The 18,511-nt window shown below is 70.0% G+C and carries 17 protein-coding genes and 1 pseudogene; 7 read left to right on the forward strand and 11 right to left on the reverse strand.

The window, feature by feature from the left end; genetic code table 11:
• Positions 1 to 16: 16 nt before the first annotated feature.
• From ACIRP7_RS43105 to ACIRP7_RS43120, 4 genes are read right to left on the reverse strand one after another with little or no spacing between them, the layout of a single operon-like run.
• Complete coding sequence (locus ACIRP7_RS43105) at positions 17 to 937, reverse strand: hypothetical protein (RefSeq protein WP_403671722.1); 921 nt, start codon at positions 935 to 937, stop codon at positions 17 to 19.
• Positions 937 to 1,974, reverse strand: coding sequence for a TniB family NTP-binding protein (locus ACIRP7_RS43110; protein WP_403671726.1), 1,038 nt, complete (start codon positions 1,972 to 1,974; stop codon positions 937 to 939). Before ACIRP7_RS43110 ends, ACIRP7_RS43105 begins: the two co-directional genes overlap by 1 nt.
• Complete coding sequence (locus ACIRP7_RS43115; RefSeq protein ID WP_403671728.1) at positions 1,965 to 4,049, reverse strand: Mu transposase C-terminal domain-containing protein; 2,085 nt, start codon at positions 4,047 to 4,049, stop codon at positions 1,965 to 1,967. Before ACIRP7_RS43115 ends, ACIRP7_RS43110 begins: the two co-directional genes overlap by 10 nt.
• The gene (locus ACIRP7_RS43120) at positions 4,015 to 4,797 is read right to left on the reverse strand and encodes a TnsA-like heteromeric transposase endonuclease subunit (RefSeq protein WP_403671730.1); all 783 of its coding nucleotides are present in this window, start codon (positions 4,795 to 4,797) and stop codon (positions 4,015 to 4,017) included. Before ACIRP7_RS43120 ends, ACIRP7_RS43115 begins: the two co-directional genes overlap by 35 nt.
• Before the next feature lie 276 nt (positions 4,798 to 5,073).
• On the opposite strand from ACIRP7_RS43120, the gene ACIRP7_RS43125 reads away from it, so the two are divergent.
• From ACIRP7_RS43125 to ACIRP7_RS43135, 3 genes are all read left to right on the forward strand, one after another.
• Complete coding sequence (locus ACIRP7_RS43125) at positions 5,074 to 5,664, forward strand: helix-turn-helix domain-containing protein (RefSeq protein ID WP_403671733.1); 591 nt, start codon at positions 5,074 to 5,076, stop codon at positions 5,662 to 5,664.
• A 101-nt stretch (positions 5,665 to 5,765) separates the two neighbouring features.
• Positions 5,766 to 6,449, forward strand: a complete 684-nt coding sequence (locus tag ACIRP7_RS43130; protein ID WP_403671736.1) for a hypothetical protein — start codon at positions 5,766 to 5,768, stop codon at positions 6,447 to 6,449.
• 152 nt (positions 6,450 to 6,601) lie between these two features.
• Complete coding sequence (locus tag ACIRP7_RS43135) at positions 6,602 to 6,940, forward strand: DUF2516 family protein (RefSeq protein WP_352391718.1); 339 nt, start codon at positions 6,602 to 6,604, stop codon at positions 6,938 to 6,940.
• Between the two features lie 440 nt (positions 6,941 to 7,380).
• Here ACIRP7_RS43135 and ACIRP7_RS43140 read toward each other — a convergent pair whose 3' ends face one another.
• From ACIRP7_RS43140 to ACIRP7_RS43150, 3 genes are all read right to left on the reverse strand, one after another.
• On the reverse strand, positions 7,381 to 8,682 hold the full coding sequence (locus ACIRP7_RS43140; RefSeq protein ID WP_403671739.1) for a PP2C family protein-serine/threonine phosphatase: 1,302 nt from the start codon (positions 8,680 to 8,682) through the stop codon (positions 7,381 to 7,383).
• A gap of 274 nt (positions 8,683 to 8,956) precedes the next feature.
• Positions 8,957 to 10,030 carry an NlpC/P60 family protein gene (locus ACIRP7_RS43145; RefSeq protein ID WP_403671742.1) on the reverse strand — a complete coding sequence of 358 codons (1,074 nt, stop codon included), beginning with the start codon at positions 10,028 to 10,030 and terminating at the stop codon, positions 8,957 to 8,959.
• Positions 10,031 to 10,699: 669 nt separating this feature from the next.
• A complete protein-coding gene (locus ACIRP7_RS43150; RefSeq protein WP_403671746.1) occupies positions 10,700 to 11,524 on the reverse strand; it encodes a class I SAM-dependent methyltransferase in 825 nt (274 codons plus the stop codon).
• 246 nt (positions 11,525 to 11,770) lie between these two features.
• On the opposite strand from ACIRP7_RS43150, the gene mshA reads away from it, so the two are divergent.
• Both mshA and ACIRP7_RS43160 read left to right on the forward strand, forming a co-directional pair.
• On the forward strand, positions 11,771 to 13,108 hold the full coding sequence (gene mshA / locus ACIRP7_RS43155) for a D-inositol-3-phosphate glycosyltransferase (protein WP_403671750.1): 1,338 nt from the start codon (positions 11,771 to 11,773) through the stop codon (positions 13,106 to 13,108).
• Positions 13,101 to 13,601, forward strand: coding sequence for a YbjN domain-containing protein (locus tag ACIRP7_RS43160; protein WP_403671753.1), 501 nt, complete (start codon positions 13,101 to 13,103; stop codon positions 13,599 to 13,601). The genes mshA and ACIRP7_RS43160 overlap by 8 nt, the downstream gene beginning before the upstream one ends.
• A gap of 29 nt (positions 13,602 to 13,630) precedes the next feature.
• On the opposite strand, the gene ACIRP7_RS43165 is transcribed toward ACIRP7_RS43160, so the two are convergent.
• The 3 genes from ACIRP7_RS43165 to tnpA form a co-directional block, all read right to left on the reverse strand.
• Positions 13,631 to 14,155: a hypothetical protein gene (locus ACIRP7_RS43165; RefSeq protein ID WP_403671756.1), complete on the reverse strand. Its 525-nt coding sequence runs from the start codon at positions 14,153 to 14,155 to the stop codon at positions 13,631 to 13,633.
• Positions 14,156 to 14,212: 57 nt separating this feature from the next.
• Positions 14,213 to 15,025, reverse strand: coding sequence for an AraC family transcriptional regulator (locus ACIRP7_RS43170; RefSeq protein WP_403671759.1), 813 nt, complete (start codon positions 15,023 to 15,025; stop codon positions 14,213 to 14,215).
• A gap of 118 nt (positions 15,026 to 15,143) precedes the next feature.
• A complete protein-coding gene (gene tnpA / locus ACIRP7_RS43175; RefSeq protein ID WP_403671762.1) occupies positions 15,144 to 15,572 on the reverse strand; it encodes an IS200/IS605 family transposase in 429 nt (142 codons plus the stop codon).
• A 50-nt stretch (positions 15,573 to 15,622) separates the two neighbouring features.
• On the opposite strand from tnpA, the pseudogene ACIRP7_RS43180 reads away from it, so the two are divergent.
• Positions 15,623 to 16,836 (forward strand): annotated as a pseudogene (locus tag ACIRP7_RS43180) (RNA-guided endonuclease InsQ/TnpB family protein).
• An 86-nt stretch (positions 16,837 to 16,922) separates the two neighbouring features.
• On the forward strand, positions 16,923 to 17,348 hold the full coding sequence (locus tag ACIRP7_RS43185; RefSeq protein WP_403671765.1) for a DUF2000 family protein: 426 nt from the start codon (positions 16,923 to 16,925) through the stop codon (positions 17,346 to 17,348).
• A gap of 52 nt (positions 17,349 to 17,400) precedes the next feature.
• On the opposite strand, the gene ACIRP7_RS43190 is transcribed toward ACIRP7_RS43185, so the two are convergent.
• Positions 17,401 to 18,511: MDR family MFS transporter (locus tag ACIRP7_RS43190; RefSeq protein WP_403671768.1), on the reverse strand; the 1,111-nt coding region annotated here is incomplete at its 5' end.

The following is an 18,511-nucleotide window of genomic DNA, read 5'->3' on the forward strand; positions in this document are numbered from 1 at the left end:
GAGACTGGCGCCTCACTCAGCTCCGGGCAGGCGATGCGTCTGTCCGGCCCAGGCTGGTGAGTGCCTTGAGTTCGGCAGCTTCTATGGATCGCTCGATGCGCAGGGCGGTTCGTATCAGCTCAGTGAGGAACCATTGCCTGGCCGTGGTGCGAAGCGCGCTCTCCTGGGTAAGACGCCTGTTGAACTCTGCCCTGAACAGCTCAAATCGCTCGCCGAAGAGTGCGAGGCTGCGCCAGTGCGGGGACGCATAGAGCGACATGGCCTCAACGATCTCCGGATAGACGGCGGCGTAACGCTGTGGTTCCCAAGGACGGACCTGGCGGTCGTTCGAGGACATCCGGCGGAGTCGTTCGGCTCGATCGCTCAGGCGGTAACCCCGCTGGAACAGGCTGTGCCAGAACGCGGAACAGTGTTCGTAGCAGGCGCCGATGGTGGCTGGTCCGCGGCGGCGGAGCAGCCGGTAGTGCCGTTGCTGAGCCTGGACGACCTCAGGCAGGTCGGTGAGGTCCAGCTGGCGGGTGGGGTTTTCGACTGCCCGGCCGATCCAGAGACGGTGGGGGATGCAGACCTGGTGGTGGTGTTTCGACATCCAGACCATGACGTCCTGTTGTGGGTTGCCGGTCCTGCGGGCGACGCAGCGGCGGCATGCCCAGCGAGGAGTGAGCGCGAGAGGCCCGTTAGAGACGTTCCACGATTTGTTCTCCCAGTGTGGGATGGCGTACTGGATCACGGTGCGGGGCTGTCCGCTCAGGACGCTGAGCTGGTCGATCGGATCGAGACGGGAGGTCAGCCAGCGGGACGGCTTCCGCAGGCGCTGAACGGGGATCGCGTTCGCCGTGGCCAGTCTGTTCAGGAACGAGGACTCGGTCTCCTGCGGGAATGGCTTGAGGGGCCTGGGCAGCGGGCGGAAGACGACGGGTTCGAAACGCGTGCTCATCAGGCTGCCCTGCGCGGCTCTGGCGGGCCGTCTGATTCGCTGTTGTGGTCGATGCGGATGCTCCGTAGAGCGGTCTTGGTGATGCGTTCGCTGCCGTCGAGGATGGCGGAGATTGCGGCGGCCCGGATCAGATGGGAGAGACTTCCGATCATGCCGCCGGTTCGCTGATGCAGGTATTTCGATTGCTTGACCAGACTGCCGGCCTGGTGCCGGTGCAGGCGGAGGGTGTTCTCCAGGGAGGCGACCAGCGACTGCCACTCGGAGGTGAGGGGAAAGGCGCCGGTGCGGACCATGATGCAGCGGCCGGCCAGCTGTTTGCCGCGGAGGCCGGTGAACAGCCCGGACTTCTCGACGTTGATTCCGGCATAGACGAACGTCGCGGGCAGGTGCTCGGTGAAGTACTTCAGGTGATCGGAAAGGTCTTCGCCGGCGGCGGTCGCATGGTTGAGCAGGTGGATCTCGTCGACCAGGACCAGGTCGGTTCGCGCCTCGATCAGCACCTGGCAGACGGCGCTGGTGACGTCCGTGGTGTTGTGCCGCGGGCTGATCACGGGCAGTCCGAGGAACCGGGCGAACTCCAGGGCGAGTTTTCGCGGCGAGCCCTTGGGCGGGGCGGTGATGTAGACGACCGGGATGCGGTCGCTGTCCGGATAACGCTGCCGGACACGGAGTTCGTGGGTGCGGCCGAGTTGCTTGAGCGCGGTGGTCTTCCCGGTCGTCCACTGACCGGAGACGATCATCCCGCGGCGAGCGCCGTGCTCACGCTGGTTGAGCAGGGTCAGTAACCGCCCCTCGTGGGCGATCTCCTTGACTGTGGACGTCCGCACGACCTGGAGTTCGGAGTGATAGGCGATGCGAGCCTCGTCATAGGCATCACGCAGCTGTGGCGACAGCGCCTCCCACTGCTGTTCGGGCAGCAGATCGAGGACGGCCGGGTCGGCTTCGACGAAACGCCGCCAGCCCTCCAGCCGTGTCGAGGGATCGGTCCAACTGTCCTGCGGCACATCCCCCGCTGATTCCTCGACGTTCACCACCATTTCTGGGCCTCCTTGCGTGCATCGAAGATCTCCAGCGGGATCACGTCGGCGAGTTCGTCCTCGTCCGACTCCACCTGTTCGGCAGCGGGCCCTTCAGCCGGTTCGTCAGGGCGGGGCCAGGAAGGTTCGGCGGTCGCCCGGGTGCGGGCGGCGACCTTGCGATCCCGGCGGCTGGGGCGCGATGCGCCCGACGGCTTCTGAGGTTTGTCCTCCGGGCCGTCGGCGGCCCGGTCCAGCAGAGCGACAGCAGCCTGGGCGATCTCGTCCTCGGTCGCCGGATCCGTGCCACGTCGGGCCAGGATGCGGCGGGCGTGATCCCAGGCCAACTCGCCCATGGGAGTCGGGGCGGTGCGCAGGTGCCGCCAGACCGCGGTGATCCAGCCGCTGCCGCCGTGGTTGCGTACCCAGATGCGGGAGATGTCGTAGGGGTCGTAGTGGATCTCCCAGCCCCGCCTGGACGGGCCGATGCCGGACGGCTGGCGGCGGAACGGGTCCAACTCGGCGCTGTCGTAGGTGCGATGGCCAAGACGGACGCCGTAGGAGTTGAGCGCCCGCCGACACCGGGGCAGCAACTCGATGTATTCCTCCGGACTGAGGGCGACCGGAACGTGCCCGGCCGCGGCGACCAAGGCGGCGTACTTCTCGTTCGGCGTCAGCGCCTTGCCGGGCATCAGCGGATCGCGGAGCCCGTCGTGCGGCCGGTTCTGCCAGTGGACGATCCACTCCTGCAGCAAGTCCTGGAGCTGATGGATCGTCCAGACAGCCTCTGCGGCCGGATCGGCGCCGCGGTGTTCGGTGCTGCGTCCCTTGTGACCGGGAAGGTGCTGGACGAACATCGTCGCCACCGATTCCAGCGTTCGCTCGACATGCGGCTTGTCGGTCGGGGTGTCGGGGTGGGCGGGCTGGAAGGAGATACCCAGAGACTGGCAGGCAGAGCGAAACGTGTCGGAGATGTAGGCCTTGCCCCGATCGCAGACGATCGTCTCCGGCGTGATCACCGGGACGGCCGCCGCTTGGGCGAGCCGTTCGTCGAGCGCCGTGAGCGAGGCGTGCGGCAGCACCGAACGGGACATCCGCAGGGCGTCGGCCCAGCCTGGCCGCATGGGTTCCGGCGTCATCGCCCGCGCCAGCAGCAGTGCGGCGTCCACCGCCTTCGTCGAGGGCCGCAGCACCGCCGCAGCCAACGTGCGGGTGGCGATGTCGACGATGCCGGTGAGTTCGACGGAGTCCACCGTGCCGTCGTGGTGAACGACTAGCACATCCAGCGGATTCGAGTCGATCTCCATCACCTCGCCCGGGCGGGCCGCAGTGAGCTGGCCGAACATGCCGTCCGGCTGCTTGGCCAGCGAGCGGCGGGTGCGGGCCGAGCCCAGCGTGTGCCGCCCGGCCGTGACCGACTTCAGCAATCGGTAGAACGCCGCCCGCGACGGCAGCGGCACCACCCCGGGCCCGTGCTCGGCCTCCAAGAAGCGTTCCATCCGGCGCCGCAGCACCTGCGCGGACACCGTGGACCGGGCCGTCTGCTCGTCCACGACCTTCCGCAGAGCCTCGACCACCCGCCGGTCGGCGCGGCCCGTGCCGTCCGAGGCGGTCCGTAGCCGCGGGTCGACCAGGCCCAGCACCCCCTCCCGCTCGAACCGGGCCCGCATGTTCTGCAGGACGGTCAGCGACACCGCCGTCCCCGCCGCCGCCAACTCCGCGGCCTTCGCCAGCTCCCGCTGCCGCAGGGACCAGACCGCCGGGTCGTATTCGGGTTTCACCGGCCCGTGCGGATCGTCCAGCGGCTGCCCGGTGAGCATCTCCACTAGATGCCGCTGCCACCACTCGGCCCGCTCAACCGCCTTGGCCGGGAGCCCTTCCAGTACTCCGGCCGGTGGGACCATCGTCCGCACCGAGGCCGGGGTGACCACCTTGAAGCCGTCCGAGGACAGCAGATGGGCCAGCATCACCACGCTCGCCGACTGGCCCTCGTCGACCAGCCGGACGGCAGTCCCCTCCAATGCGGCGACCGTATGCAGGCGGCCGTCGAAGCGGACCAGGTCACCCGCTCGCAGCAGTCGCGGACGCGACGGCATTCCCGCCTCCCTCCCGGACCATGCCGAGCCGGACCTGCGTGTCCGCCGACAGCAGCCCGGTCTCCAAGTCCGTGGTCAGAATCCGGCGCCAGAGCAGGTGGAACAGCACCGGCAGCACCGCGATCTGATCACCCACCCACCGAGCTCCGTCCAGCAGACCGGCGCCGCCGGCGAACACCTCCATCAGACGACCGGCCACGTCAGGGCGGTGCACCCGCGGATGCCGGTAGCCGGCCAGCCACCGCACGTTCGCCATCAGCACTGCGTCCGGAGTCCCGACGCGTGTGAAGTCCCAGCCCACCGACCGGCAGGCCGAGGCAGTCACCGCGAACTTCACCGCGTCCTGCGGCTCTATCCGGTCATCCGGGCGTACGTCCACGACCAGGGCCGTGCCGGCGTCGCGGCGAACGAAGTAGTCCGGCGTATGCCGCACCCGTCTCCCGCCGGGCCCAGCCCAGGACAGCCGGAACGGCTGCGAGGACATGCCCGTCACCAGCGGGTCGAAGTCGAGCAGCATCAGGCGATCGCGCTCCAGCCACGACTCATAGCCCACATGGCCGCCACACGTCGCCGACCAATACCAGCCGCACCAGTTGCCCTGACCCCGGAACGCCGGAAACCGGCGCTCAGGCCGTACCGACTCGAAGCGGACCGGCCACAGACGCCCCAGCGGCCCCCGCTCACGGACCCCGGCCGCGCTGACGTACTCCAGCTCGACGTCCTCCGCCGACACCTCACGCGCATCCATCCGTGCCTCCGGGACGACGCCGACCAGCCACAACGACCGTAGGCGCGACCGAGACGGCGTACCCGGAGAAGACCGAGACACCCCACCAAATGCCCGGAGATGACTGAGACGTCAACGCAGATGCCCGGAGATCTCCGAGACTGCCCGGACAACACGGAGACAGGACATCATCCACGATGGACACCCTGGCAGGGCCCACCGACAACGAGAGTGGCGTGGCGCACTATTGCAAGCGCCTGCTTGCAATAGTTAGCGCGAGTGGTGCACAGTGGGGACATGGCATCGCTCAACGTCGGCAATCTCGGTGAGTATCTGCGTGAACAGCGGCGCACTGCGCAGCTGTCGCTCAGGCAGCTCGCCGATGCCGCCGGGGTGTCCAATCCGTATCTGAGCCAGATCGAGCGCGGGCTGCGCAAGCCGAGCGCGGAGGTGTTGCAGCAGGTCGCCAAGGCCCTGCGGATCTCCGCCGAGACGCTGTATGTGCGAGCCGGCATCCTCGACGCCGAGCGCGACCGGGACGACGTGGAGACACGTGCGGTCATCCTCGCCGACCCCACGCTCAACGAGCGGCAGAAGCAGGTGCTGCTCCAGATCTACGAGTCCTTCCGCAAGGAGAACGGCTTCGAGATCGCCCCGCCGGACGCGGCCCCCGCGCCGGGCGACGGGCAGAGCGACCGATCGGACGACAGTGCGGCGGGCATCCAGGAGGGCCTCGGGGACATAGCCGTCCCGGCCGACGGCGACCCGGACGGTGACACCGCCGCACGGCAGGCCCGCCGGCCGCGCGCCACCCGCAAGCCCCGCACCACCCGCACACCCCCCAAGACCGACGGCAGCGACGCCGACCCGCAGCAGACGGCCAGTTGAGCCCGGCAGGGTTCGACACAGCTCGACACGCCCGACGCACGCCGACAGGCACCGCGGGACCCAAAACCCTCATCAGAAAGCGACCCGGGAGGACCATCACCATGGCCATCACCGATGACATCCGCAAGGCCGTCAAGGACCCGACCCCGCTCTACTTCCTCGCCGGCGCCGGTGACCTGGCCCTCCAGGAGGCCAAGAAGGTGCCCGGCCTGGTGGAGCAGTTGCGCGCCGAGGCGCCGGCCCGGATCGAGGCCGTGCGCGGCACCGACCCGAAGGCGGTCCAGGAGAAGGCCCAGGCCCGTGCCAAGGAGGCCGGAGCCAAGGTCAAGGAGACGCAGGAGACCCTGCAGACCAAGGTCGGCGAGTTCATCAGCAGCCTCGACGGTGACCTGAAGAAGCTCGGCAGCACGATCGACTCGGACCTGAAGAAGCTCGGCGAGTCCGCCCAGGACCTCGCCCTGCGCAGCGTCGGCGTCGCCGCCGAGTACGCCGTCAAGGCCCGCGAGACCTACGAGAAGGTCGCCGAGCACGGCGAGCAGGCCGTCAAGACCTGGCGTGGCGAGGCCGCCGAGGAGATCGAGGAACTGGCCATCGCCGTCGAGCCGAACGCCGAGCCGGGCGAGGTCAAGAACCAGGCGACCGCGACTCCGGCCGCGAAGCCGGCCACGCCTGCCACGGTCGCCGCGGCGGCTCCGGCGAAGAAGGCGACCACGACCACCACCGCCAAGAAGACCACGCCGCCGCGCAAGACCACGACGGCCAAGAAGACCCCGCCCGCCAAGTAAGGCACCGCGGGACACTTCAGGACTGAGGGCCGGGCACTTACCGAGTGCCCGGCCCGTTCTGCGGGTAGCGGCCTTGCGGGGACGGGTAACGGGTACGGTGACCGCGTAATCGTTGAGATGACGAGCCGAGTCAGGTGGTGGACGTTGTGCTGATGCAGGGGTTCGCAGGCTTCATGTGGCTGCTGAGCATGGCCCTGATCGTTTTCAGCGGCTTCGCACTGTTCGACGCGGCCATCCGCCGTGAGGACGCCTACCGCGCGGCCGACAAGAAGACCAAGCCCTTCTGGCTGATCATCCTCGGGCTCGCCTTCGTGGTGAACCTGATCTTCAACGTCCTGTCGTTCCTGCCGATCATCGGCCTCGTCGCGACGATCGTCTACATGGTCGACGTGCGCCCGGCGATCCGCGCCCTTCCGGGCGGCGGCCGCAGCGGCCGGGGCAGGGGTTCGAGCAGCGACGGCCCTTACGGCCCGTACAACGGGGGGCGCTAGCCCCATCGGGGGGCCGGGGAGGCCAGGGACGTATCGATGGGTGGCTCCGTGGCGGGGTGCGACCGTCGTCGCTCGGGCCACCAACTAGGCGTGGCCTGGCTGTGCGCGGCCGGCTCCCGAAGCGGGGCCGCCAGGACAACTCCGGGGTGGACTGCGGCAGCGGCACAACGAGGCCTCAGGACGGTTACGGCAGTACCAGCCGCCGTGGACCGGGATGGGCGGGATGGGCTCGGGCGGACTGAGATGGACCGCCGACGGGCCCGCGGTGGGCTAGCGGTGAGCTAAGACAGAGCCGCGACGGGGAGTGCCGGACCCACGAACCCGCGGCGGACGCGCAAGAGGCCGCCGTGAACCCGTAATGAGGCCGCGGTGGGCCGCCGCGGACCCGCGGTGGACCCGTCGCGAACCGTGGCGGTGAGCCTTCGCTCGGCGGCCGGCCCTCACGTCTCCCGGTCGAGCAGCAGGACCGCCACGTCGTCCGCCAGTTCGCCGCCGTTGAGTGCGCGCACCTCGTTCACCGCGGCCCGGAGCAGCGCCTCGCCCCGCAGGCCCTCGGAGAGCTGGCGACGGATCATGGACACCATCCCGTCCTGGCCCAGCCGCTCCCCGCCCTCCCCGACACGCCCCTCGATCAGCCCGTCGGTGTAGAGCATCAGGCTCCACTCGGCACCAAGCTCCACCTGCATCCGGGGCCAGCGAGCCCCCGGCAGCAGTCCCAGCGCGGGGCCGTTGTTGTCGTACGGCAACAACCGTGCGGGTCGCCCCGGCCGGGCCACCAGCGGTGACGGATGCCCGGCGAGACACAGCCCCGCCCGCCGTCCGTCCGGCGCGATGTCCACCGTGCACAGCGTCGCGAAGATCTCGTCGTCGGAGCGTTCGTGCTCCAGCACCTCCTGCAGCGTGCCGAGCAGCTCGTCCCCGCACAGCCCCGCCAGGGTCAGCGCACGCCAGGCGATCCGCAGCTCCACGCCGAGCGCCGCCTCGTCGGGGCCGTGCCCGCAGACGTCACCGATCATCGCGTGCACGGTCCCGTCCGGAGTCCGTACGACGTCGTAGAAGTCACCGCCGAGCAGCGCACGCGACCGGCCCGGCCGATACCGCGCGGCGAACCGCAGCGACGACCCCTCCAGCAGCGGCGTGGGCAGCAGCCCGCGCTCCAGGCGCCGGTTCTCCTGCGCCCGCATCCGTCCCTCGGCGAGTCTGCGCTCCGCCGTGTCGGAACGTTTCCGCTCCACCGCGTACCGGATCGCCCGGCTCAGCAGCCGTCCGTCCAGCTCGTCCCGGAAGAGATAGTCCTGGGCGCCCACCCGCACCGCTTCCGCGCCGCGCTCGGCGTCGCCGGACGCGGTGAGCGCGAGGACGGCGTGCCGGGGTGCGAGTTGCAGGACATGGCGGAGTACGGCGAGCTCGTCGTCGTCATTCAGGCGGCCGGGCGCGGGCAGCGCGAGGTCGAGCAGGATGCAGTGCACGTCGTCCGTGAGCAGCCGCTCGGCCTCGGTGAGGTTGCGGGCGGTGCGGACGCGGATCGGCTTGCCGGTCCAGTCCAGGAGTTCGGGGACGACCGTTGACCCGCCGGGATCGTCCTCGATCACCAGCAGGGTCAGTTGGGTGGCGGCGTTGTGGTCGACCGTGGCTTGCTTGCGCGGGGCTTCTTCCTTGGAGGGCTTGTCCTGGGATACGGCCGGCGCCTGACCACTTTCCACGGCCGGGATCGCTCGCTGCCGCGGTATGGGTACGGGCATGGTCTCGGATTCCTTCCCTCCCCCCGAGGGCATGGTGGAGCGAGGGACCTCGATCCACCGACGGGGACCATAGCGGGTGCCGGGCCGGGAAAGGAATGGCGTGAGACACGCCGCTTGGCCGGTGGCCACTGTCATATGCCGCGTTATCCACCGCAGTTGGACAAGTGGCGGGTGTTGCGGGGATGACGAACGTCACGTTCGCGGAAGGTTTACGGAGTCGTCAGGCGTGCCCCGCGTCACATGACCCAGGTCTCACCCGGGCGCCCGGCGACGCTCACGCGTCCGGCCGCACCACCCCGAGTATGGGCATGGAGCCCGCCCCGGCGATCGTCACCGTGCGCCCGGGCCGCGGGGCGTGCACGATCGCGCCGTCGCCGAGGTACATCGCCACGTGGCTGGCGTCGTCGAAGTAGATGATCAGGTCGCCGGGTCGCATGTCCTCGATGTCGACGTGCTTGAGCTGTTTCCACTGCTCCTGCGAGGTGCGGGGAATGGGCTTGCCGGCGCTCGCCCAGGCCTGTGAGGTGAGCCCGGAGCAGTCGTACGAGTCCGGGCCCTCGGCGCCCCATTCGTACGGTTTTCCGATCTGGTTCGTCGCGTAGGCGACGGCGGTCTTCCCGGCCTCGCTCGCCTTGCCGCTGATGTCCTTGAGGACGCCGGAGTCGAGCCAGGCGGTCTGCGCCTGCTGGGCCGCCTGTTCCTGGAGTTCGGCGAGGCGCTTCTTCTCCTTCGCCTCCAGCTGGGACTCGAGCTTCTCGGCCGCCGCGATCTGCTGCTCGACCTTCTTCTTGGCCGTCGCCTTCGCCTTGCGGTTCGCCTCCAGCTTGGTCCACTGGGCGGAGGCGTCGTCGGCGTACTGCTTCAAGTCCTGCTGGGTGCGGGCCAGTTCCGCGATGAGCGCCTTGGTGGCGCGCTGGCCCTGGAGGATGCGGCCGGTGCTGTCCAGGAACTCCTGCGGATCGTCGCTCAGCATCAGCCGGGCCTCGTCCGACAGGCCGTACGTGCGGTACTGGGCGGCGGCCGCGGCGCCCGCGCGGGCCTTCAACTCCGCCAGCCTCTCCTGGCCCTTGACGATCTTCCGGGCCAGCGCGACGATCTGCGCCGACTGCTGCTCGGCCTTCTCCTCGGCGGCGTTGTAGGCGTCGGTGGCGACGGCCGCATCGTGGTAGAGCGCGTCGAGCTGTTTGCGTACGGCTTCGATGTCCTTGTTGGTCACGGCCGTCGGTGAAGCGGTGGGCGAGGGGGTCGGACTCGGGGCGGCGAAGGCAGTGCCTGGCGCCGCCAGTACGGCCACCGCGCCGATCACGGTCACGGCCGTAGCGATCAGACCGCGCTTGCCCGTCCCCATACCCTTGCCCCCAAAGCTGATTTACCGTCAGTAACTTACGGTGCTCGGGGGATCGTGCCACGTCATGGCCGAAAGCGACAGAGGCAGGCCTTCCCGGCGTATCCCTCCGGGCCGCTCACCGCCGACCTGACGCTTTCCGGTGCCTCCCCTCTCCCCGCCTGCCGAAGACGATCTCCCCGCCTTTGTGACGAACGACTCACGGAGATCGTTCCCTGCGGGTCCCTCCGGGGGCGGGCCGGAGTTCGTGTGCTTGGCATGTTGTGCGGCGCACCGGAGTTCAGGCGAGCAGTAGGCGGCACCTGGCGAGGCGGGCCCAGGGTCAGGGTGCTGTACCCCGCGTGGCACACGGAGTTCAAGCGAAGGCCCCCGCTGTGCACGGGGACCATGAGCGCACTGCCGGCGTGGAGCGCAGGAGTTCGTTCGGGTGGCCCTCGGCGAGGCGGGCCGGGGCCGGGGCCGGGGGCCATGCCGGCGGCAGCATGCGGGCGCACCGCAATTCACGCAGCTGCATCCCGCGTGGGGTGACAGAGTTCATGCGAGCGGCACCCGGCGTGGCGCACCGCAGTTCATGGGTGCGGCACCTCGTGCGGCACACGGAGTTCAAGCGTGCGGCACCTCGTGCGGCACACGGAGTTCAAGCGTGCGGCACCCCGCAAGACTCCCCGGCGCTCACACGAGCCCACCCGGCGCCAACGCCCCCCACCCCACCGTCACTTCCCCCTGCCGCCATCGCGAAGGCCCGTCCACCACCGGCCAGTCCGTCGTCAGGTTCCGTACCGTCCGGATCCACCGCTGCCGGGCGCCGTACGACGCGTAGGGCGCGGCGGCCGCCCACGCGCGGTCGAAGTCGCGCAGGAAGCGGTGCACCGGCTCACCGGGGACGTTGCGATGGATCAGTGCCTTCGGCAGCCGCTCGGCGAGGTCGGAGGGCTGGTCCAGCGAGCCCAGCCGGGTCGCGAAGGTGACCGTCCGCGGCCCCTCGGGCCCCAGCGCGACCCACACGTGCCGGCGTCCGATCTCGTCGCAGGTCCCCTCGATGAGCAGCCCGCCGCGCGACCCTCGTACCGGGTCGGCCGGTGCCAGCCGGGCACACAGTCGCTCCCATACGGCGGCCACCTCACCCTCGTCGTACTGGCGCAGCACGTTGGCCGCCCGGATGAGCAGTGGTCGCTGGGGGAGCGGGATCTCGAACCCGCCGTGCCGGAAGACGAGCCCCTCCCGTTCGTACGGTTTCGCCGCCGCCACCCGGGCCGGTTCGATCTCCACGCCCACCACACGCGTGCGTGGAGCGTTCTCGCGGAGCCGGGCGAGCAGTTCGACGGCGGTCCAGGGCGCGGCCCCGTACCCGAGGTCCACGGCGACCGGATCGGCGGCGCGGCGCAGCTCGGCGCCGTGCGTGGCCGCGATCCACCGGTCCATGCGGCGCAGCCGGTTGGGGTTGGTCGTCCCGCGCGTGACCGTGCCCACAGGGCGGGAGGCGGCGCGGGAGGTCATGCCTACGAGGGTATGCGGCGGCCACGGGACCGGACGCCGGCGCCGGCACGGCAGGTGTGGCACCCGGCCCCGCCACAACGCACCGATGGGCCGACGCACCCCGCCCTCGAACGGTTGAGCGACCCCCGGTAATACCTCGGCAAAAACCACCCCACCCGGAATGGGAATACGCCCCTCCGGTGTTGCCTCCCTTGGAGGGTCCCCACGCCCTCCGTCCGGCATGCCCGCTGCAAGGAGGAACGCCACGTGAGCCAGTACGTCAGCAGGCTCCAGCGTCGCTCCCAGGCCACACCTCACCGGTTGCGACTGCACCGCCGCCCCCGCCGCGTCGCCATGCTCTCCGTGCACACCTCCCCGCTCCACCAGCCCGGCACCGGCGACGCGGGCGGCATGAACGTCTACATCGTCGAGCTCGCCCAGCGCCTCGCCGCGATCAACATCGAGGTCGAGATCTTCACGCGCGCGACGACGGGCGGTCTCCCGCCCACCGTCGAGATGGCCCCCGGCGTCCTGGTCCGCCACATCGACGCGGGCCCCTACGAGGGCCTCAACAAAGAGGACCTCCCCGCCCAGCTGTGCGCCTTCACCCACGGTGTGATGCAGGCCTGGGCCGGTCACCGCCCCGGCTACTACGACCTGGTCCACTCGCACTACTGGCTCTCCGGCCACGTCGGCTGGCTCGCCGCCCAGCGCTGGGGCACCCCACTCGTGCACGCCATGCACACCATGGCCAAGGTCAAGAACGCCAACCTCGCCGACGGCGACACCCCCGAGCCCGCCGCCCGCGTCATCGGCGAGACCCAGATCGTCGCCGCCGCCGACCGCCTCATCGCGAACACCGCCGAGGAGCGCGAGGAACTCGTGCAGCACTACGCCGCCGATCCCGCCAAGGTCGCCGTCGTCCACCCCGGCGTGAACCTCGAGCGCTTCCGCCCGGCGGACGGCCGAGCGGCGGCCCGGGCCCGTCTCGGTCTGCCCCAGGACGCCCTGATCCCCCTCTTCGCGGGCCGTATCCAGCCCCTGAAGGCCCCCGACATCCTGCTCCGCGCGGTCGCCGTTCTCCTCGACCAGCGGCCCGACCTGCGCTCCCGCATCCTCGTCCCGGTCGTCGGCGGCCTCAGCGGCAGCGGCCTCGCCAAACCCGAGGGCCTGCAGAAACTGGCCTCCCGCCTCGGCATCGCGGATGTCGTACGGTTCCACCCGCCCGTCGGCCAGGACCAGCTCGCCGACTGGTTCCGGGCCGCGTCCGTGCTGGTCATGCCCTCCTACAGCGAATCCTTCGGCCTGGTCGCCATAGAGGCCCAGGCGGCCGGCACCCCGGTGCTCGCGGCGGCGGTCGGCGGGCTGCCGGTGGCCGTGGCCGACGAACGGACCGGTTTCCTCGTACGCGGACACGATCCGGCCGCCTACGCGCGCGTGCTGCGCGATTTCGCCGACGATCCGGCGCTCACGCCCCGCATGGGCGAGGCGGCCGCTCGGCACGCCCAGTTGTTCGGCTGGGACACCGCGGCCGCGGCGACGGCGGACGTGTATGTGGCCGCCGCGCAGTCGTACCGGCGTCACGTACGCTCGCTTCATGGCTGAGGCAGAGAAGGCGGCACAGGTCATCGAGGGCGTTCTCAAGGACGCCGAGATCGAGTGGGAGAGCCCCGCGCCCGGCAATTACGTCGTGCAGCTCCCCGGCACCCGCAAGCTGAAGACCACCGTCTCGCTCCTCGTCGGCCGCCACTCCCTGTCGCTGAACGCCTTCGTCATCCGCCACCCCGACGAGAACGAACCTGGCGTCCACCGCTGGCTCCTGGAGCGCAACCTCAAGCTGTACGGCGTGAGTTACGCCGTCGACCGGCTCGGCGACGTCTACGTCACCGGCAAGCTCCCCCTCGCCGCGGTCACCGCCGACGAGATCGACCGCCTCCTGGGCCAGGTCCTGGAGGCGGCCGACGGCAGCTTCAACACCCTGCTGGAGCTGGGTTTCGCCACCGCGATCCGCAAGGAGTACGAGTGGCGGGTGGCCCGGGGCGAGTCGACGCGCAACCTGGACGCGTTCGCGCACCTGACCCAGCGGTCGGAGGGCTGACCCCCGGGCCCTGGAGTCCTCTCCGCGGCTTACGACTCGCCGGGCGGAAGGGAGTTGGTGGGCGGATCGTCGGTCGGCTCTTCGGACCCGCCGGGGTTCTCGGGCGCGGTCGGCTTGTCCAGCTGGTCCGCGAAGGCCCGCAGCGCGTCGGCGAGTTCCTTCTTGGTGGGCAGCTCGTCGACCTTCTTGTCGAGTTCGGCGATACGGCGGTTGAGCTCCGCCAGATCGCCCGGAGCGGAGGGTTCGGCCGTGGGCTCGTCGGTGACCGGGGGATCGTCCGGGGACGTGGAGGTCGGGCTGGGATCGGACCCGCCGGTGCTGCCCGCGTCGCCGCCGCCGCTGCCACCGACCGTACTGCCGTCGCCGCCACCGTCGGCGCCGACCGTGCCTCCGTCCGGCGGGAGGCTGGTCGACACGCTCGGCTCGGCGCCGCCGGGCTCGTCGTCCGAGCTCGCGGCGATGGCGCCACCCACACTGAGGGCGACCAGGGCGGCAGCGCCCGCGACGGCCACCGAGAGACGTCTGAACGGTAAGGAGTTCTGTCTGTCATCCATAGCGACGACGCTAACCGGCGTCGATCACCGGACGGACGCCTTCCGTCGAACACCTGTCTAGAGCCCGGCCCTTCCGGCCCCGGAGCTGTTGCGATAACGCCCCGGCGTCACCCCCACCAGCCGCTTGAAGTGCCGGGTGAGATGCGCCTGGTCGTGGAAACCGGTGAGCGCGGCGACCTCTGCGGGACCCTGCCCCGCGAGCAGCAGGCGCCGGGCCCGGTCGACGCGACGGGAGTTGAGGTACTGGTGCGGTGCGATGCCGTAGGCGGCACTGAAGGCCCGTACGAGGTGCGCCGGATGAGCCTGGACGACCCCTGCGGCCTCCTCCAGCGACAGCCCCTCCACGACCCGCTCGTCGAGGAGTTCGCGCAGTCGGCGGGCGAGGGCCGGGTCGCGGCGCGCGGGGCCGTCGTACAGCGGGGGGCGTAGCAAAGCCCTGAGCCGGTCGCCGATGAGCGTCAGCCTGCTCTCCGCCTCGAACTCCTCGCCGGGCCTGGTCAGCGCCGTGTGCAACTGCCCCACCCGCTGCCGCAGTACGGGATCACGCAGATCGGGACCGTCGACGGCCGCCCCGATGAGCTCGTCGCCGAGGTGGGTGTGGTCGAGGTAGAGAACCCGCTTGCGGAAGCCGTCCGGAGTGGCGGGCGAGCCGTTGTGCGGGACGTGCGGCGGCAGCAGCGACACGGTGTCGTCCGGCGTGCCGTGCTCGTGCCGGTCGAGGTCGTACCGTACGGCCCCGTCGTCCACGATGAGCAGCGTCCACGCCTCGTGCACATGCATCGGGTACGCGTACTCGGTGAAGTGGGCGTGGAAGACCTCGGTGACGCCCGGAACGGCGGGGCGCCACGCGGTGACGTGCTGCGCGGGCATGGTGGTGGCCTTTATCCCTTGTTCTTCGCAGGGAATGCCGGGCTTCAAGCCGGGCGGGGATGCGGCCCTCGGCCCGGAGGCGCGTAGCGCCGGAGATCTTTGCTCTTCGGGGTGACGGTCAGGCTGGGCGCTTCTGGTTCTCGATGTACTCCTTGACGATGCTCAGTGGTGCGCCACCGCAGGACCCGGCGAAGTAGGACGGGGACCAGAACACGGATCCGGTGCCGATCCGGTTGATCCGGCCGGTGTACTCCGCGCGCAGATATCGGGAGCTGACGCCCTTGAGGGAGTTGACGAGCTTGGACAGGGCGATTTTCGGCGGGTAGTGCACGAGCAGGTGGACGTGATCGCCTTCGCCGTTGAACTCCCGCAGATCCGCACCGAAGCTCTCACACACGTCCCGCATGATCGCCTCGCAGCGCCTCAGCATGTCGTCGTTAAAAATCTCACGCCGGTATTTGGTGACGAAGACCAAGTGGGCGTGGAGGTGGGAGATGACATGGTTTCCCCGTCTGATGTCGGGATCTGGTTCCCAGCGCGGTGACATGCGCCAAGTATAGTAGGATCGAGTGGACTTGACCGGAGGGGGTGGGCTGGATGATCCGTGCGTACAGTTCCTCCTGCGGCCCACCGTCCGCCAGGCGCAGGCGCTGGTCGAGATGCTGCGGGATCACTGCTCCCTCTACAACGGGGCGTTGCAGGAACGCCGCGACGCCTGGCGGCATGCCTCCAAGACCACCATCAGGTACGGGATGCAATCCGCGCAGCTCAAGGAGATCCGGGCGTTCGACCCGGAGCGTCAGGGCCGCTGGTCGTTCAGTTCGCAACAGGCAACCCTGCGCCGTCTCGACAAAGCGTTCGCCGCGTTCTTCCGCCGGGTCAAGTCCGGCGACACCCCGGGCTACCCGCGCTTTCGCGGGGTGAACTGGTTCGACACGGTGGACTTCCCCAAGGACGGGGACGGCTGCCGGTGGGATTCCACCCCGCACGACCGGGTCACCCGGGTCCGCTTCCAGGGCGTCGGCCACGTCAAGGTCAACCAGCACCGCCCGGTGACCGGCCACGTCAAGACCGTGTCGGTAAAGCGTGAGGGCCGAAAGTGGTTCGTAATACTGACCGCTGAGCAGGACCAGCCCGAACCCCTGCCCGCGACCGGCTTGGTGGTCGGCATCGATCTGGGCATCACGAACTTCCTCGCCGACTCCAACGGCGATTTCGTGCCCAGCCCGCGCCACGGCCGGCGTGCAGCCGCGAAACTGCAAGCAGCGCAGCAGGCCCTGTCCCGGTTCCCCCGCTGCAAGGCGAAGGACCGGACCGCCAACCACCAGCGCGCGGTGGACAAGGTCGCCCAGCTGCACGGCAAGGTGCGGCGCCAGCGGCTCGACCACGCACACAAGACCGCGTTCGGCCTGGTCCGCGCACACGACGTCATCGCGCACGAAGATCTCAAGATCCGCAACATGAGCAAGGCCCCCGCACCGAAACCCGACCCCGACCAACCGGGCACCTTCCTGCCCAACGGGGCCGCCACGAAGGCCGGGCTCAACAAGTCGATCCACGATGCCGGATGGGGGGTGTTCCTGACGATCCTGCACGCCAAGGCTGAAAGCGCCGGACGGGAAGTGATCGCCGTGGACCCCCGCAACACCTCCCGCACCTGCCCCGAATGCGGGCACACCGCGAAGGAGAACCGGCCCACACAGGAAAAGTTCCACTGCGTCTCGTGCGGCCACCACGCGCACGCCGACACCGTGGCAGCCACCAACGTTCTACGGGCCGGGCTGATCCGTCGCGACGCCAACCCGGCGTAACGAGAAGCCCCCGGCTTCAGCCAGGGGGAGGAGTCACGCAAAGAACGTACAAGACGGGGCCTGGAGGCGGCCGCCAGTCTCGTCGTATGAACGATGAATCCATCCGCTTCGACACCAAGATCGCCGTCCTGCTGCGCGAGGACCTGGAGACCTGGCAGCGCCTGAACGTCACCGCGTTCCTCGTCAGCGGCCTGGGCACCCAGGCCCCCGAGGTGGTCGGCGAACCGTACGAGGACGCCGACGGCGTGCCCTACCTGCCGATGTTCCGGCAGCCGGTGCTGGTCTTCGAGGGCACGAAGGAGACACTGACGGCGGCCCACGCGCGCGTGCTGTCCCGTTCGCTGCCGCGCGCGCTCTTCACGAGCGACCTGTTCTCGACGGGCAACGACCGGGACAACCGCGCGGCGGTACGGGCGGTGGCGACGGGCGAGCTGGACCTGGTGGGCCTCGCGGTGTACGGGCCGCGCAACGCCGTGGACAAGGTGTTCAAGGGCGCGCGGATGCATCCGTGACGGGGCCGGGCCGGGGCGTCATCAGGCCGGGCCGGCATCAGGCGCTGACGGGTCAGGCCGGGCTGGCCTCGGCGGCGGTGGGCTTCTCGGGTACGGCGGTCCCGGTGGCCGTCTCCCGGGACAGTCGGCGCATGAGGGCGGCGTACCCCACAGCCGCCACCGTGCCGACGACCGCGCACAGCCCCCACAGCCACTCCGCCCCGAACAGGTCGATGACGAAACCGGACATCAGGGGCGCGACGAGGGCGGCGACGGACCAGGACAGGGTGTACATGCCCTGGTAGCGACCGCGGCCGTGGGCGGGGGAGAGGCGGACGACGAGCCCGGTCTGGGTGGGCGCGTTGATCATCTCGCCCAGGGTCCACACGCACACGGTGAGGGCGATGAGGCCGACGGATCCGGCGAAGGCGGTGAGCCCGAAGCCGTATCCCGCGAGCAGGGACGAGACGACGAGGAGCCGCTGGGGATCCCGGTCCTGGATGAACCGGGTCACCGGGATCTGCAGCGCGACGATCAGGACGCCGTTGAGGGCGACGGCCAGGCCGTAGTCGGCGGGCGTGAACCCGGCCCGGCCCATCGCGACGGGCAGCCCGATCGAACCCTGCTGGAAGATTACGGCGACCAGGAAGGACAGCCCTACGACACTCATGAACCGCGCGTCGCGCAGGACGGTGCCGAGGCGGACGTCGTCGGGAGCCTTTTCGGCGTGCTGTGCGAGGGGCCGGGACTCGGGCAGCTTCAGGAAGACGACGACCGCGCAGACGGCGGTCATCGCGGCCTCGATGAGGAAGCCCGCGAGATAGCTGTACTCGGCGATGAACCCGGCGGCCATGGAGGAGACGGCGAAACCGAGGTTGATGGCCCAGTAGTTGAGCGAGAAGGCCCGGACCCGGTCCTCGGGCCGCACGATGTCGGCCATCATCGCCTGCACGGCCGGCCGGGAGGCGTTGGAGGCCATGCCGACGAGGAAGGCGACGGCGGCGATGGCGACGGGGTGGTGCATGAAGCCGAGCAGCGCGACGGAGGCGGCGGTGGCGGACTGCGCGACGAGCAGGGTGGGCCGCCGCCCTAGCTGTTCTGTCCTGGGAGGTTGTGGACAGGTGAGCCAGGTCTCGACTGAGGGATCTTGAACGGATGAGGGCCTTCCGGTTCGGTGTGGATTG

Source organism: Streptomyces sp. NPDC102270 (assembly GCF_044766405.1).
In the GTDB taxonomy this organism is placed as follows: domain Bacteria; phylum Actinomycetota; class Actinomycetes; order Streptomycetales; family Streptomycetaceae; genus Streptomyces.

Bases quoted from the DNA above. Each gene is read 5' to 3' on its own strand.
- ACIRP7_RS43105 (WP_403671722.1), bottom strand. From the start codon at position 937: ATGAGCACGCGTTTCGAACCCGTCGTCTTCCGCCCGCTGCCCAGGCCC.
- ACIRP7_RS43110 (WP_403671726.1), bottom strand. From the start codon at position 1,974: ATGGTGGTGAACGTCGAGGAATCAGCGGGGGATGTGCCGCAGGACAGT.
- ACIRP7_RS43115 (WP_403671728.1), bottom strand. From the start codon at position 4,049: ATGCCGTCGCGTCCGCGACTGCTGCGAGCGGGTGACCTGGTCCGCTTC.
- ACIRP7_RS43120 (WP_403671730.1), bottom strand. From the start codon at position 4,797: ATGGATGCGCGTGAGGTGTCGGCGGAGGACGTCGAGCTGGAGTACGTC.
- ACIRP7_RS43125 (WP_403671733.1), top strand. From the start codon at position 5,074: ATGGCATCGCTCAACGTCGGCAATCTCGGTGAGTATCTGCGTGAACAG.
- ACIRP7_RS43130 (WP_403671736.1), top strand. From the start codon at position 5,766: ATGGCCATCACCGATGACATCCGCAAGGCCGTCAAGGACCCGACCCCG.
- ACIRP7_RS43135 (WP_352391718.1), top strand. From the start codon at position 6,602: ATGCAGGGGTTCGCAGGCTTCATGTGGCTGCTGAGCATGGCCCTGATC.
- ACIRP7_RS43140 (WP_403671739.1), bottom strand. From the start codon at position 8,682: ATGCCCGTACCCATACCGCGGCAGCGAGCGATCCCGGCCGTGGAAAGT.
- ACIRP7_RS43145 (WP_403671742.1), bottom strand. From the start codon at position 10,030: ATGGGGACGGGCAAGCGCGGTCTGATCGCTACGGCCGTGACCGTGATC.
- ACIRP7_RS43150 (WP_403671746.1), bottom strand. From the start codon at position 11,524: ATGACCTCCCGCGCCGCCTCCCGCCCTGTGGGCACGGTCACGCGCGGG.
- ACIRP7_RS43160 (WP_403671753.1), top strand. From the start codon at position 13,101: ATGGCTGAGGCAGAGAAGGCGGCACAGGTCATCGAGGGCGTTCTCAAG.
- ACIRP7_RS43165 (WP_403671756.1), bottom strand. From the start codon at position 14,155: ATGGATGACAGACAGAACTCCTTACCGTTCAGACGTCTCTCGGTGGCC.
- ACIRP7_RS43170 (WP_403671759.1), bottom strand. From the start codon at position 15,025: ATGCCCGCGCAGCACGTCACCGCGTGGCGCCCCGCCGTTCCGGGCGTC.
- tnpA (WP_403671762.1), bottom strand. From the start codon at position 15,572: ATGTCACCGCGCTGGGAACCAGATCCCGACATCAGACGGGGAAACCAT.
- ACIRP7_RS43185 (WP_403671765.1), top strand. From the start codon at position 16,923: ATGAACGATGAATCCATCCGCTTCGACACCAAGATCGCCGTCCTGCTG.